Annotated in this window: 14 protein-coding genes and 1 tRNA gene; 7 read left to right on the forward strand and 8 right to left on the reverse strand. The window is 34.7% G+C overall.

The window, feature by feature from the left end; translation table 11 throughout:
• The first annotated feature begins 16 nt into the window (after positions 1–16).
• From BC962_RS10325 to mqo, 6 genes are all read left to right on the forward strand, one after another.
• The gene (locus tag BC962_RS10325; protein ID WP_121345917.1) at positions 17–949 is read left to right on the forward strand and encodes an alpha/beta hydrolase; all 933 of its coding nucleotides are present in this window, start codon (positions 17–19) and stop codon (positions 947–949) included.
• Position 950: 1 nt separating this feature from the next.
• Positions 951–1,118, forward strand: coding sequence for an Arc family DNA-binding protein (locus BC962_RS10330; protein WP_121345918.1), 168 nt, complete (start codon positions 951–953; stop codon positions 1,116–1,118).
• The gene (locus BC962_RS10335) at positions 1,119–1,937 is read left to right on the forward strand and encodes an HAD family hydrolase (protein ID WP_121345919.1); all 819 of its coding nucleotides are present in this window, start codon (positions 1,119–1,121) and stop codon (positions 1,935–1,937) included. It abuts the gene before it with no gap.
• A gap of 65 nt (positions 1,938–2,002) precedes the next feature.
• Entirely contained in the window at positions 2,003–3,268 is a 1,266-nt protein-coding gene (locus tag BC962_RS10340) for a DUF819 family protein (RefSeq protein WP_121345920.1), read from the forward strand.
• A gap of 53 nt (positions 3,269–3,321) precedes the next feature.
• Complete coding sequence (locus BC962_RS10345; RefSeq protein WP_121345921.1) at positions 3,322–4,053, forward strand: DUF4369 domain-containing protein; 732 nt, start codon at positions 3,322–3,324, stop codon at positions 4,051–4,053.
• 117 nt (positions 4,054–4,170) lie between these two features.
• Positions 4,171–5,676, forward strand: coding sequence for a malate dehydrogenase (quinone) (gene mqo, locus BC962_RS10350; protein WP_121345922.1), 1,506 nt, complete (start codon positions 4,171–4,173; stop codon positions 5,674–5,676).
• A 60-nt stretch (positions 5,677–5,736) separates the two neighbouring features.
• On the opposite strand, the gene BC962_RS10355 is transcribed toward mqo, so the two are convergent.
• The 6 genes from BC962_RS10355 to idi all read right to left on the reverse strand — a co-directional run bounded on the left by BC962_RS10355 (position 5,737) and on the right by idi (position 8,492).
• Positions 5,737–5,810, reverse strand: a tRNA-Thr gene (locus BC962_RS10355).
• Positions 5,811–5,822: 12 nt separating this feature from the next.
• Positions 5,823–6,089 (reverse strand): hypothetical protein, encoded by a 267-nt coding sequence (locus BC962_RS10360; RefSeq protein WP_121345923.1) that lies wholly within the window; start codon positions 6,087–6,089, stop codon positions 5,823–5,825.
• Positions 6,090–6,135: 46 nt separating this feature from the next.
• Positions 6,136–7,113, reverse strand: coding sequence for a type I phosphomannose isomerase catalytic subunit (locus tag BC962_RS10365; protein ID WP_121345924.1), 978 nt, complete (start codon positions 7,111–7,113; stop codon positions 6,136–6,138).
• A gap of 210 nt (positions 7,114–7,323) precedes the next feature.
• A complete protein-coding gene (locus tag BC962_RS16645) occupies positions 7,324–7,497 on the reverse strand; it encodes a redoxin domain-containing protein (protein WP_394337511.1) in 174 nt (57 codons plus the stop codon).
• Between the two features lie 69 nt (positions 7,498–7,566).
• Complete coding sequence (locus BC962_RS10375) at positions 7,567–7,977, reverse strand: 6-pyruvoyl trahydropterin synthase family protein (protein WP_121345926.1); 411 nt, start codon at positions 7,975–7,977, stop codon at positions 7,567–7,569.
• Entirely contained in the window at positions 7,974–8,492 is a 519-nt protein-coding gene (idi, locus tag BC962_RS10380; RefSeq protein ID WP_121345927.1) for an isopentenyl-diphosphate Delta-isomerase, read from the reverse strand. Before idi ends, BC962_RS10375 begins: the two co-directional genes overlap by 4 nt.
• A gap of 160 nt (positions 8,493–8,652) precedes the next feature.
• Between idi and BC962_RS10385 the strand changes: the two genes are divergently transcribed.
• Complete coding sequence (locus tag BC962_RS10385) at positions 8,653–10,239, forward strand: peptide chain release factor 3 (protein ID WP_121345928.1); 1,587 nt, start codon at positions 8,653–8,655, stop codon at positions 10,237–10,239.
• Between the two features lie 157 nt (positions 10,240–10,396).
• On the opposite strand, the gene BC962_RS10390 is transcribed toward BC962_RS10385, so the two are convergent.
• Complete coding sequence (locus tag BC962_RS10390) at positions 10,397–10,711, reverse strand: DUF3467 domain-containing protein (RefSeq protein WP_121346064.1); 315 nt, start codon at positions 10,709–10,711, stop codon at positions 10,397–10,399.
• Positions 10,712–10,834: 123 nt separating this feature from the next.
• The gene (gene rpoC, locus BC962_RS10395; RefSeq protein WP_121345929.1) at positions 10,835–15,136 is read right to left on the reverse strand and encodes a DNA-directed RNA polymerase subunit beta'; all 4,302 of its coding nucleotides are present in this window, start codon (positions 15,134–15,136) and stop codon (positions 10,835–10,837) included.
• Between the last annotated feature and the right edge of the window lie 26 nt (positions 15,137–15,162).

Raw genomic sequence — 15,162 nt, forward strand, 5'->3', positions numbered from 1 at the left:
ATTCTCCTTAAAAATCATGAAAAAGCACCTAGTTATTTTAACCTTATTTATTTTCAATCTTGGGTTCTCGCAAAACGACTCTATAATTGAAAGTGAAGAATCTATCAATAAATTTATTGATGGTACTTTAACCCTTCCGGCAGCTGTAAAGCATCCCGATCTTGTAATCTTAATTCAAGGTTCTGGTCCTACAGATAGGAATGGAAATGGCTTTATGATGAAAAATGATGGTTCTAAACTCATTGCAAAACAACTAGCCGAAAACGGAATTGCAACTTATAGATTTGACAAGCGAATCTTTAAAATGAATAAATTTAAGATCCGTGAAGAAGAGCTTAGTATAGAAGATTTCGTAAAGGACGTAAGTGATATTTTAGATCACTTTAAAGCCAAGCAAACATATGGAAAAATAATCATTGCAGGGCATAGTGAAGGTTCACTTATAGGAATGCTTGCTGCTATAGAGAAAGCAGATGCATTTATTTCTATTGCAGGGGCTGGTAGAAGTATAGATAAGATCATTGTAGACCAGTTATCGAAACAATCTGAAGGCTTAGCTGAAAACGCTAAAATCGCCTTTTTAGAAATAGAAGAAAAAGGAAAAACCTCAAATTATAATCCATTATTACAATCTGTATTTAGGCCGAGCGTTCAGCCCTTCATGAGATCATGGATAAAATATAAACCTACAGAAGAAATTGCAAAACTAGAAATGCCTATTCTTATTGTTAATGGAAGTTTTGACATTCAAGTAGACACTACTGAGGCTAATTTATTAGCTGTAGCGAATCCAAATTCAAAACTTGTAATATTAGATAAAATGAATCATGTTTTTAGGAAGATCGATGGAGATAACTTGGAGAACACCAAATCTTATAATGAACCCAATAGGCCATTGCACCCAGAATTAATTCCAAGCCTGGTAGATTTTATAAAGTCAGTTAAATAAAATGAGTAAAAAGAAAGCATTTGCCTTAAGGTTAAATGAAGATATGCTTAAAGCTATCGAGAAATGGGCATCGGATGATTTCCGAAGTACCAATGGACAGATAGAATATATGCTTTCTAAAGCATTGAAGGAAGCCAAAAGGCAACCCAAAAAGAAAGAGGAAAATTAAATGAAATACAAAATAATTTTTTCAGACATAGATGGAACCTTATTAAATAAGGAACGACAGTTATCTGTTTCGACCATTTCAGAAATAAAGAAATTAAAGAATAAAATCCCATTCATTCTTATTTCAGCTAGAATGCCAGCAGCAATGAGGCATCTTCAGAAGGAATTAGAAATAGAAGAGCTTCCAATAATAAGTTATAATGGAGGTTTAATTATTGTAAATAATGTAACCGTAAGTACTACCGAGATCCCTGTTAACATTATAGAGCATTTAAACAAATGGAACACTAATTTAAATTGTCATTTAAGTTTATATCATAATGACGAATGGTATGTTCCTTCAATGGACTATTGGGCTAAGAGAGAAGAGAATAATACTAAAATCTCCCCAAATGTAAAAATAGGGGAAGATGTTATAGCTAAATGGAAAACTGAAAGTAAAGGTGCCCATAAGATTATGGCTATGGGCGAGGTAGATCAAATAGATCAAATTGTAGCATTTCTTAGCAAAGAATATCCCAAAGATCTTCATCTGTATAGATCTAAATCTACATATCTAGAAATTTCGCCTAAAAGTATTTCTAAACTTACAGCGATTAAATATCTATTGGAGCAACATTTTAATTTCACTTTGAATGATGTAATTGCTTATGGAGATAATTATAACGATGTGGAGATGTTAAATCATGTAGGTTTTGGAGTCGCTGTGGGAAATGCAAGAGAGGAAGCTAAACTCGTAGCCAACCATATCACAGCCTTAAGCATTGAAGATGGAGTTGCAAAAAGTTTACAGAAATTAATCCCATTGGAAAATTGGTAAACCTTGTTGTCTTTTCTGCTTTAAATTAATAAAAATTGTATTTTGCCGGGCAAACAAAATAATTCATGGAAAACGCTCCCCTATTCACTAACGATGCCATTGTATTAGGAATTTTAATGGTTTCATTAGGGTTTGTATTTTTAACCTCTTCTCAAGAAGAAGGTTTTTGGAAAAAATTCTATTCTATAGTTCCTGCACTATTAATGTGCTATTTGATTCCAGCAATATTTAATTCCTTAAATATAATATCAGATGAAACTTCCGAGCTGTATTTTATAGCCAGTAGATATCTATTGCCAGCCTCTTTAGTTTTAATGACCTTGAGTATAGATTTAAAAGCCATTTTTAATTTAGGCCCAAAGGCACTTATCATGTTTTTTACAGGGACCGTGGGTATTATTATAGGTGGACCTATAGCAATTCTACTTATCTCATTTTTCTCCCCAGAAACTGTAGGAGGAATTGGACCAGATGCTGTTTGGAGAGGCTTATCCACCTTAGCCGGAAGCTGGATTGGTGGTGGCGCAAATCAAGCTGCTATGTTAGAGATCTATGAATATAATCCAGATCTATATGGTGGGATGGTACTTGTGGATATTGTAGTAGCGAATCTTTGGATGGCTCTTATCTTATTTGGTATAGGTAGAAATGAACGAATTGATAAATGGCTTGGCGCAGATGATTCGGCTATTGTGAATCTTAAAAATAAAGTTGCCTCTTATGCAGAGAGCGTTACAAGAAATCCTTCTCTTGCAGATATAATGATCCTTTTAGCATTAGCATTTGGTGCCGTAGGAATTGCACATTGGGGAGCAGATGGGATTTCAGCATTTCTTACCAATAACTTTGAAGTTTTCACAGATAGTAAAAGCGCATTGTCATCTTTCTCTTCCTCTTTTTTCTGGATGATCTCTATTGCAACTGCAATTGGAATTATACTTTCTTTTACTAAATTCAAGTCTTATGAAGGCGCGGGTGCAAGTAAAATAGGAAGTGTATTTATATATATGTTGGTAGCTACGATAGGAATGAAAATGGACCTAACCATGGTTTTTGAAAATCCTGGACTTATTGCTATTGGATTAGTATGGATGACAATTCATGCAGCCCTTCTAATCTTAGTTGCAAAATTAATTAAAGCTCCGTACTTCTTTCTTGCAGTAGGAAGTCAGGCTAATGTTGGTGGCGCAGCTAGCGCACCGGTAGTCGCTGCAGCATTTCACCCCTCATTGGCAACTGTTGGAGTACTATTAGCTGTCTTTGGATATGTGGTAGGAACTTATGGTGCAATTTTGTGCACAATTCTTATGCAAATGGCCGCTGCGAGTTAGTATAAAATGAAAATTAATAAGATATTTGCCCTCAAACCTTCCAACTAGAATTGATGAAAAAAATTAGCTTCTTATTGCTCATAATCATGAGTATTACTGCATGTTCCGATAAGGAAAACAACTTATTTATAAAGGGTCATATTAAAGGATTAAAAAAAGGAACCATTTATTTACAGAAAATTGAAGATACCTTATTGGTAAATGTAGATTCTGTGATGATAGATGGAGATGCAAATTTTGAATTAGGCGATTATATTGAAAGCCCTCAAATTATGTATCTTTTTCTAGATAAAGTAGATAATACTGTTTATAATGATCGTATCGATTTTTTTGCAGAAGCTGGGGAAGTTACCATAAATACAACCTTAAAGAATTTTGAAGTTGATGCAAAGGTGGTAGGTTCAACAAATCAGGAAAAACTGATGGATTATAAAAAGATGATGGGACGCTTTAATGATAAGAATTTAGAATTAATTCAGAAGAATTTTGAGGCGCAGCGAGATGAAAATGAAGAATTAATCCTTTCTACAAATCAAGATTTTGATAGATTACTTAAAAGACGCTATTTATTTACAGTTAATTATGCTGTGAATAACAAAGATTTAGAGATCGCACCATATTTAGCATTATCTGAAGTATTTGATGCAAATATCAAATATTTAGACACTATTTATTCTTCTCTTACCCCAGAAGTTAAAAAATCTAAATACGGAAAAGATCTAAAATCCTTTTTGAAGGAACGTCGGAAAAACGAGAAATTAGAACAAAAGGTAGAAGACCAATAACTATTCTGTTTTTTAAATTTTATTTTAAAAGATGCTTTCATTTATAATGAAAGCATCTTTTATTTTTTGCTTAACATTTGTAAAAAATGAGTTTCTTAACTTTAGGAAAAATCCTTTATGAAAGAAAATACGCCTTCAGTTTCTTCCTATGATCTTATTTGTGTTGGCGGAGGCATCATGAGCGCTACACTAGCATTGATGATAAAACTGATAGATCCAAGTTCCAAGATTCTTATATTGGAAAGATTGGATAAAGTGGCACAAGAAAGCACTGCCGCTTGGAACAATGCTGGAACAGGTCATTCTGCATTATGCGAATTAAATTATACTCCAAAAAAAGAAAATGGAGAAATAGATGTTTCAAAAGCTGTTTCAATTTTCACTCAATTTGAACAATCAAAAGAATTCTGGTCCTACCTTATAGAACAAAAACTCTTAAAAGATCCAAAATCCTTTATTCAATCTGTAACACATCATAGTTGGGTTAGAGGAAAGGAAGATGTAGCCTTTCTAAAGAAACGCTACCAAGAAATGAGTAGCCATTTTATGTTTGAAAACATGAAATTTTCTGAGGATCAAGAGAAATTAAAGCAATGGTTTCCTCTAATAATGCAAAATAGAGACCCTAGTGAAGTTATGGCTGCCACCAGAATGGAATTGGGCACAGGCTTGGATTTTGAAACCCTTACCAAAACCTATTTTAAGATTCTTGAGGAGCATTTTGATACCCCGGTGACAACTAACCATGAAGTTGTAGATATAGATCCTAACGTTCAAGTAGAGTGGCTGGCAAAGGTTAGAAACCTTAATACCAATGAACATGTACATTATAATGCAAAACACGTGTTCATTGGAGCTGGAGGTGGTGCCCTACCCCTCCTGCAGAAGGTAGAAATAGATGAGAAAGATGGGTATGGAGGTTTTCCTGTAAGTGGAGAATGGTTGTATTGCAAAAATAGTGAAGTTATTAAAAAACATCATGCAAAGGTTTATAGCAAAGCCGGTCCAGATGCACCTCCAATGTCTACACCACATTTAGACACCAGACATATTAAAGGTAACCAAGAATTACTTTTTGGACCCTTCGCAGGTTTCAGCACAAAATTTTTAAAGCAAGGTTCTTATTTAGATCTTTTTAAATCTCTTAATTTTGACAATCTGCCATCAATGTGGGGCGTTTTCTGGCACAACTTACCATTAACTAAATACCTTATTCAGCAGGTAAGCATGACTCATGAAGATAGAATGAACGAGTTAAGAGTATTCTTAAAAGATGCCAAATCTGACGATTGGGAGTTAAAAGTTGCCGGACAACGAGTACAAATAATTAAAGAGGATGAGGAAGAAGGCGGTGTATTAGAATTTGGAACAGATGTAGTTCACAGCAAAGATGGATCTATCACAGCTCTATTAGGTGCTTCCCCTGGAGCCTCCACTGCGGTAAATATCATGTTGGAAGTAATTCAACATGCCTTTCCAGAAAAAATAGAATCGGTAGAAGCGCAAGGAAAACTATCTAAAATGATCCCTTTTTGGAACAAAGACATTATTGAACATGAAATTGAATTTAAAAAAGTTCAGAAAAAGTGTTCCAAATTATTAGAATTAGATGTAGACCACTAAGATCTTCGGAAATATTAAAAAACAAAAAAACCTTTCTTTTCAGAAAGGTTTTTTATTTAGAGCCGATGGAGGGACTCGAACCCACGACCTGCTGATTACAAATCAGCTGCTCTAGCCAGCTGAGCTACATCGGCGTCTAATAAATATTATAATTTATTGATCTTTTCTACCAAAGCATTAGCTTTAGTTTCAAGTTCTTTCTCTATACCTTTAAAATGTTTTTTCTTGTCTTCAACATTTTTCTGATTGATCTTAGCGATCAAACCATCAAAAGCAACGATAGCTTCATCAACAATCGCCTCAGTTTGTTTAGGGTCTTGCTTAGGATCTGCTAATTGGTGGATATATGCAGCTTCAATAATATCTCCCATCACATAATTCACATCCCTTTTTAACAATCTCTTACTTGCCATATTTTCTAAATTTTAAGTTGCGAATTTAATCTATTTTCCAATAATACTACACACTTACCTCTAAAATTTTTGCTCCTGAACTATTTATTTTGATATTTGGCTTTGAAGCGGGTATTAATAGGGTTTCTCCCGGTTTTAAAATTTCAGAATTTCCATTCTCAAGACTAATAATTGATTCCCCTTCTATTCCCATGAGTATAATAAAACAGTCTTTTTCACTATAATCTTCATTTATTTCCCCATCCACAGCAATAATATTCGTTTTAAAATAATTTGTAGCAATTATTTTTGAAGTCGTATTGGATTGAATAGTGTAATCTATTTTATGTCCATCTTCACTGGAAAGATCTATGGCTTCTAATGCTAATGCAGTATGCAACTCCCTTTTTTCACCTGTTTCAGATTTTCTGTCCCAATCATATATTCGATATGTGACATCTGAAGTCTGCTGAATTTCAGCCAACACCACTCCTTTCCCAATAGCATGAACTAAACCCGGAGGAATTATAAAAGCATCTCCTACTTTTACCTTTACCTTATTTAAAGAATCTGGAAGCTTGTTCTGCTCTACTAGTTCTACATATTTTGCTTTGGAAATAGGCTCCTTAAATCCTAAAATAAGTTCTGCATCTTTATCTGCTTGCATGATATACCACATTTCAGTCTTCCCGAATGAATTATGCTTTTCCTTTGCGATCTTATCGTTTGGATGAAGTTGTATAGATAAATTTTCAGCGGCATCTATATATTTAATTAGCAAGGGGAATTTAATTCCGAAGTTCTTAAACACTTCCTTCCCTACCAATTCTTCCTTGTATTCCTTCAATAAATATTGAAGAGATTTACCTTTTAATGGTCCGTTAGAAACTATAGAAATATCATCTTCATGATCTGATATCTCCCAACTTTCTCCTGTTTTATTAGATTTAGTTTTTTTATTAAATAAAGAATTTAACTTACTCCCACCCCATATCTTTTCCTTGAGTATAGGATCAAATTTCAAAAGATATAATTCATTATTCATTCGCTAAAATCTTAATTTATTAAATGCTTTTTTTATTATAAAAAGCTGCATTTAGCTCGTTGTATTCCATGTTGAACATTCCTCTAACATAAAACAAAAAAATTTCTAGACCTAGAAGAAATCCTAGGAGTGAAGCTTTTACGTTAACAGCTGAACTTGCTTTTCTAACTTTGCCTAATAAAAATGTAAAGGCTAATTGATATTTGGATTTTAATTTTTATGTGAAAATTCAAAATTGGAACTTATCCCGAAAACTTTAGCATTTTGCGCTATGAAATCTTCATACTTATCTTGGAAATCACTTGCTTCCTTAACCCAACCTAGTGTAAAGTTGTTGGGATAAAAATAAACAATCAATGCTCGTTTTCCCGTAAATTTATTCAACTTGAAAAATTCACCGTTTTCATCGGGAATACAGATGTCAAAAATTGAATCTCCTACATTTAAACCTATTTATTCTCCCTTATAGGTTACAAAATTTCTAGGGGTTTCGTATAAAGTTACGCTAAGTTCTAAGTTTTCTTTAATTTTAAGTCTTAATTTATTCCAAATCACTACTGCAATGTTCTCTGCAGTGGGGTTAAGTTGCTTAAATTCCTCAACTTCAATATTTAAATTCTTGTGATCTAAATATTCTTCTATTTCTGAGGCAATAAGCTCTTTTAAAACCTTCATATCTACTACAAAGCCTGTTTCTTGGTCTATATCTCCTTTAACAGACACAATTAATTCATAGTTGTGACCATGAAAGTTTGGGTTGCTACATTTCCCAAAGATGTCTTGGTTTTTCTGAGCATCCCAATCCTTCCGATATAACCTATGTGCAGCATTAAAATGTGCCTTCCTATGTACAGTTACTTTCATCGTTTTATAGATTGATAATACTTATCGAATATGATCTTAAACCACTCGGTATACACTCCAGGGTTATTCTCCATGTCTTCTGAAACTTCTTCTAATCCCATCCATTTCCATGCTTCAGCCTCTTCAGGATTTAGCATTGGTTCCTCGTTAAAATTTCCAACCAATATATGATCAAATTCATGTTCTGTTAGACCGTTGTCAAATGGAGCTTTATAAATGAAGGATATCGTATCTTCTAAGTCTGCTGTAAAACCCATTTCTTCCTGAAGACGTCTTTTACCAGCTTCAATATTAGTTTCACCTTCTCTTTGATGGCTACAACATGTGTTGGTCCATAATCCTGGCGAATGATATTTAGACAATGCTCTTTGCTGAAGCATCAATTCATTCTTTTCATTAAATATAAATACTGAAAATGCACGGTGTAACAGTCCTTTTTCGTGGGCTTCCATCTTCGGCATTAAACCAATAGGTTCGTCCTTTTGATTTACCAAGATCACTTTTTCTTCTGTCATAGCTAAAATTGAATGTCAAAAATACAAAATAGCCTTACCAAATCATAGGAAAATTAGGAGCTAAGGACGCTAAATTCATTTTTAAATAATAAAATCCAAATCCAAGAACAATTCCTTTTTCTAGATCAAAAATTTTATCTTTGCAGCCTTAAAGAAGCATATGAAATTTACCGACGAAATAAAAAGAAGAAGAACATTTGGCATTATTTCTCACCCAGATGCCGGGAAAACCACTTTAACTGAAAAGCTTTTACTTTTTGGTGGTGCTATACAGGAGGCCGGGGCGGTAAAATCTAATAAGATCAAAAAAGGAGCTACAAGTGATTTTATGGAAATCGAGCGTCAACGTGGTATCTCTGTAGCAACCTCGGTTTTGGCTTTTGAATACGACGGTATTAAAATAAATATTCTTGATACTCCTGGGCATAAGGATTTTGCTGAAGATACCTTTAGAACCTTGACAGCTGTAGATAGCGTGATTGTGGTGATAGATGTTGCAAAAGGTGTAGAGGAACAAACAGAAAAGCTGGTAGAAGTATGTAGAATGCGAAATATTCCAATGATCGTTTTTATAAATAAAATGGATCGTGAAGGAAAGGATGCTTTTGAATTGTTAGATGAAATAGAACAAAAATTAAGCTTAAAAGTTACTCCTTTGAGTTTTCCTATTGGAATGGGTTACGACTTTAAAGGAATATATAATATCTGGGAAAAGAATATTAATCTATTTACAGGAGATCCTAGAAAAGACATTGAAGATACAATCGAAATATCCGACCTAAAGTCCGAAAAATTAGATGAGCTATTAGGCTCTAAAGCTGCAGACACTTTAAGAGAGGAGATTGAATTAATAGATGGAGTCTATCCGAAATTTGATAATAAATCTTATTTAGATGGAAATTTACAACCCGTCTTTTTTGGTTCGGCGCTTAATAATTTTGGAGTAAGAGAATTACTGGATTGTTTTGTAAGTATAGCTCCTACTCCACGTGCAAAAGCAAGTGAAGAAAGAGTCGTAGAGCCAAACGAAAAACAGTTTACCGGATTTGTATTTAAGATCCACGCCAACATGGACCCAAAGCATCGTGATCGTTTGGCTTTTATAAAGATTGTCTCCGGAATTTTTGAAAGAAACAAACCCTATCTACACGTAAGACATGGGAAAAATCTAAAATTCTCAAGTCCGAATGCCTTTTTTGCTGAAAAGAAAGAAATTGTAGATATCTCTTACCCGGGAGATATCGTTGGATTACATGATACTGGAAACTTTAAAATTGGAGATACATTAACTGAAGGAGAAGTACTTCATTATAGAGGTATTCCAAGTTTCTCCCCGGAACACTTTAGATATATTAACAATGCAGATCCTATGAAATCCAAGCAATTGGAGAAAGGAATAGATCAGTTAATGGATGAAGGGGTTGCGCAATTATTCACCTTAGAAATGAATAATAGAAAAGTGATAGGAACTGTAGGAGCTTTACAATTTGAAGTGATTCAATATAGATTAGAACATGAGTATGGTGCTAAATGTACCTATGAGAACGTAAATGTATATAAAGCTACTTGGGTAGAAGTAAAAGATCCAAAAAGCGAAGAATTTAAAGACTTTAAAAGAGTGAAAGCAAAATTCTTAGCTCACGATAAAAGAGGTCAACTGGTATTCTTTGCAGATTCACAGTTCTCTTTACAAATGACTCAATCTAAATATCCAAGCATAAAATTCCATTTAGTATCGGAATTTTAAAAGCTTTTTTAAAATATATAAAAACCCCGAAGAGATTTCTTCGGGGTTTTTTGTTTTATGATTTGAGTGTCATATTGAGCCTGTCGAAATATGGGTTATATTCTCTTCTCTTAAACTTCGACATACCGATAGCTATCTATACGTTCTAGGTGACAGATTAAGCCTGCCCAGTTGGTCCAAAATTCAGTGGGATTGGTGGCTGCTCGTAATCTTTTATTTCTCCATGTGCTTTTTCAAATCGCTTTACATTATCTCCCAACGCTTTCAATAATCTCTTAGCATGTTGTGGAGTTAATATAATTCTAGATTTCACCTTACTCTTTGGTGTTCCAGGCATTATACTTACAAAATCCACCACAAATTCTGATACCGAATGGTTGATAATAGCTAAGTTGGAATAGATTCCTTCGGCTATTTTTTCATCCAATTCTATATTGATTTGCCCTTGTTTTGCATTTTTATCATCACTCATAATTTCTATAGTTTTGTCTAAAATAAGAAAATCTGCATTCAATCGGCCGAAGCGTCAAAAAATGCAGATTTCTTATGATTTATCTCCTGTCTTACTCTTCAGCAAAACAGGAAATGAATTTAATTAATTATAGTTTACTTCCTGCTTTTTCTCCATCATATCATTAAGCTCTTCTTTAGAACCAACAATTATGTTATCGTAAGCACGCATTCCAGTACCTGCAGGGATCTTATGTCCAACGATAACGTTCTCCTTAAGTCCTTCTAGGTAATCTATCTTACCGGCTACCGCTGCCTCATTCAATACCTTAGTAGTTTCCTGGAAGGAAGCTGCAGAGATGAATGATTTAGTTTGTAGGGAAGCTCTTGTTATACCCTGTAGAATTGGTGTAGCTGTAGCATTAACCGCATCTCTAGCTGTAGCAAGTTCTTTGTCCTCTCTTCTTAAAGATGAATTCTCATCTCTTAGTTCACGAACACTTACAAGTTGACCCGCTTTAAGTTTAGTAGACTCTCCTGGATTTTCAATTACCTTCAATCCAAATAAGTTATCATTCTCTTCAATGAAATCTGACTTGTGAATCAATTGGTTCTCTAAGAAAATAGTATCCCCAGAATCTACGATTCTTACTTTACGCATCATTTGTCTAACAACAACCTCAAAATGCTTGTCGTTAATCTTCACCCCTTGTAAACGATATACTTCTTGTACTTCATTCACCAAGTATTGCTGAACAGCGTTTGGTCCTTTAATACTTAAGATATCCTCTGGAGTAATAGATCCATCAGATAATGGCATTCCCGCACGAACATAATCGTTCTCTTGAACTAAGATCTGGTTAGAAAGTTTAACTAAATACTTTTTAACTTCTCCTAATTTAGACTCAACGATGATCTCACGGTTACCTCTTTTGATCTTACCAAAAGAAATTACACCATCAATCTCACTAACAACTGCAGGGTTAGAAGGATTACGTGCTTCAAATAATTCTGTTACACGTGGAAGACCTCCTGTAATATCCCCAGCTTTAGAAGATTTTCTTGGTATTTTAACCAAAATTTTACCAACCTTGATTTTCTCATCTTTATCTACCATAAGGTGAGCCCCTACTGGTAGGTTATAAGAACGAATAACTTCATCTTTCTTACCTAAAATAAGTAAGGTCGGAATCATTTTCTTGTTCTTAGAATCTGAAATTACTTTTTCTTGGAATCCGGTTTGCTCATCTATTTCAACCTGGTAGGTATATCCTTGTTCGATATTCTCGTACTTGATCTTACCAGCAAATTCTGAAATGATCACCCCGTTATAAGGATCCCATTGGCAAACAATATCATTAGGTTTAACAGCATCGCCACTCTTAATAAAGATTTGAGAACCATAAGGAATGTTATTAGTACTTAACACAACTCCAGTTTTCTTATCTTTCACTTTAAGTTCTGAAGTTCTAGAGATCACGATATCAGTAATAGTTCCATCTGGACCTTCACCTTTAACAACCTTTAGATCTTCAATTTCTGCAATACCACCAAACTTAACAAGAAGTTTGTTTTCTTCTGAAATGTTTCCTGCAATACCACCCACGTGGAAGGTACGTAGTGTAAGTTGCGTTCCTGGCTCTCCAATAGATTGAGCAGCAACAACTCCTACAGCTTCTCCACGTTGCACCAATTTATTGGTTGCAAGGTTTCTACCGTAACATTTCACACAAATTCCTTTTTTAGCCTCACAAGTAAGAGCAGATCTTACTTCAACGCTTGCAATAGGAGCTTCGTTTATTTTTTTAACAGCTTCTTCAGAGATCTCTTCTCCTGTAGAAACTAAAAGTTCCTGAGTCAAAGGATTATAAACATCATTTAAGGAAATTCTTCCTACAATTCGTTCTCCTAAAGATTCTACTATTTCATCATTTTTCTTAAGTGGTGTAACTTCTACTCCTCTTAACGTTCCACAGTCTTCTTCATTTACAATTACATCTTGTGAAACATCTACCAATCTACGAGTTAAGTAACCCGCATCGGCAGTTTTAAGTGCAGTATCGGCAAGACCTTTACGAGCACCGTGAGTTGAGATAAAGTATTCAAGGATTGAAAGACCTTCCTTAAAGTTAGATAAAATCGGGTTTTCAATAATTTCTCCTCCACCAGAGTTAGATTTCTTAGGCTTAGCCATCAATCCACGCATTCCGGTTAACTGACGAATCTGTTCTTTAGATCCACGCGCACCAGAATCAAGCATCATATACACAGAGTTGAATCCTTGGTTATCCTCACGAATACGCTTCATAGCCAATTCTGTAAGTCCAGCATTGGTAGCAGTCCAAATATCAATTACCTGGTTGTAACGTTCGTTGTTGGTAATAAGACCCATGTTGTAGTTACCAATAATTCCTTCCACCTGTTCGTTGGCTTCATCGATCATTGATTGCTTCTCTTCTGGGATAATAATATCACCTAAACTAAATGACAAACCACCTGTGTAGGCAAATTTATACCCTAAGTTTTTAATGTTATCAAGGAATTCAGCAGTCTCAGCAACACTTGTTAGCTTCAATACCTTTCCAATAATATCACGCAAAGATTTCTTAGTTAATACTTCATTAATGTATCCAGCCTTAGCAGGTACCGTTTCATTAAACAATACTCTACCAGTAGTGGTTTCAATGATTTTCTTAACTAATTCTCCTTCTTCATTTAAATCTAAAGTTCTAATTTTTATAGAAGCATTAAGATCTACCATTTTCTCGTTGAAAGCGATAATAACCTCTTCTGCTGAATAAAAAGTAAGTCCTTCTCCTTTAATCTTCACTTCATCTGTAGATACTCTTAGTTTGGTCATGTAATAAAGACCAAGTACCATATCCTGAGATGGAACCGTAATTGGCGATCCATTTGCAGGGTTTAAGATGTTGTGAGAACCTAACATTAAAAGTTGAGCTTCCAAGATAGCTTCTGGTCCAAGTGGCAAGTGAACTGCCATTTGATCCCCATCAAAATCGGCGTTGAATGCCGTAGTCGCTAATGGGTGAAGTTGGATTGCTTTTCCTTCAATAAGTTTTGGTTGGAATGCCTGGATCCCTAAACGGTGAAGCGTAGGAGCCCTGTTCAATAATACAGGATGACCTTTAAGTACATTCTCTAAAATATCCCAAACAACTGGTTCTTTCTTGTCTATGATCTTCTTAGCAGACTTCACAGTTTTTACAATTCCTCTTTCAATCAGTTTTCTGATCACGAAAGGCTTGTAAAGTTCTGCAGCCATATCCTTAGGAATACCACATTCAAACATTTTTAATTCTGGTCCTACAACAATTACAGAACGAGCAGAATAATCCACACGCTTACCAAGTAAGTTCTGACGGAAACGCCCTTGTTTTCCTTTTAAGGAATCTGAAAGGGATTTCAATGGTCTGTTAGAATCTGTTTTTACTGCTGAAGACTTTCTTGTATTATCAAATAACGAATCTACAGATTCCTGTAGCATACGTTTTTCGTTACGAAGAATTACTTCTGGAGCTTTAATCTCCATCAATCGTTTTAAACGATTGTTACGTATAATTACTCTACGATAAAGATCATTTAAATCTGAAGTTGCAAAACGTCCACCATCCAAAGGCACTAAAGGTCTAAGTTCTGGAGGAGTAATTGGCACAACCTTCATGATCATCCATTCTGGACGGTTCTCTCTATTCTTATTTGCATCTCTAAAAGCTTCTACAACTTGAAGTCTTTTTAAAGCCTCCGTTTTACGTTGCTTAGAAGTTTCATTGTTCGCTTTATGTCTTAAATCATAAGAAAGCTCATCTAGATCTATTCTTTTTAAAAGATCTATCAAACATTCAGCTCCCATTTTTGCAATAAATTTATTTGGATCTGTATCGTCCAAATAAAGATTTTCTTGCGGAAGGCTGTCTAATATATCAAGATATTCTTCTTCTGTTAAGAAGTCCATCTTTTTTACTGGTTCCCCTTCAGCATTCTTTGCAATACCTGCTTGGATCACTACATAACGTTCGTAGTAAATGATCATATCTAATTTCTTAGATGGAAGACCCAATAAGTATCCTATTTTGTTTGGTAAAGAACGGAAATACCAGATATGTGCTACAGGTACAACCAAGTTGATGTGACCCACACGGTCACGACGTACTTTTTTCTCTGTAACCTCTACCCCACATCTATCACATACAATCCCTTTATATCGGATTCTTTTATATTTTCCACAGGCACATTCATAATCCTTAACAGGACCAAAAATTCGCTCACAGAATAACCCGTCACGCTCAGGCTTGTGCGTACGATAGTTGATAGTTTCAGGCTTTAGAACTTCTCCTCTGGACGCCGCTAAAATGGATTCCGGGGAAGCTAAACCTATAGAGATTTTATCAAACCTCTGTTCTGTACTCTTTTCATTATTTCTAGCCATAATCAATGCTATCTAATTATTGTGAA

The sequence above is a fragment of the Gillisia mitskevichiae genome, assembly GCF_003634585.1.
GTDB lineage: Bacteria > Bacteroidota > Bacteroidia > Flavobacteriales > Flavobacteriaceae > Gillisia > Gillisia mitskevichiae.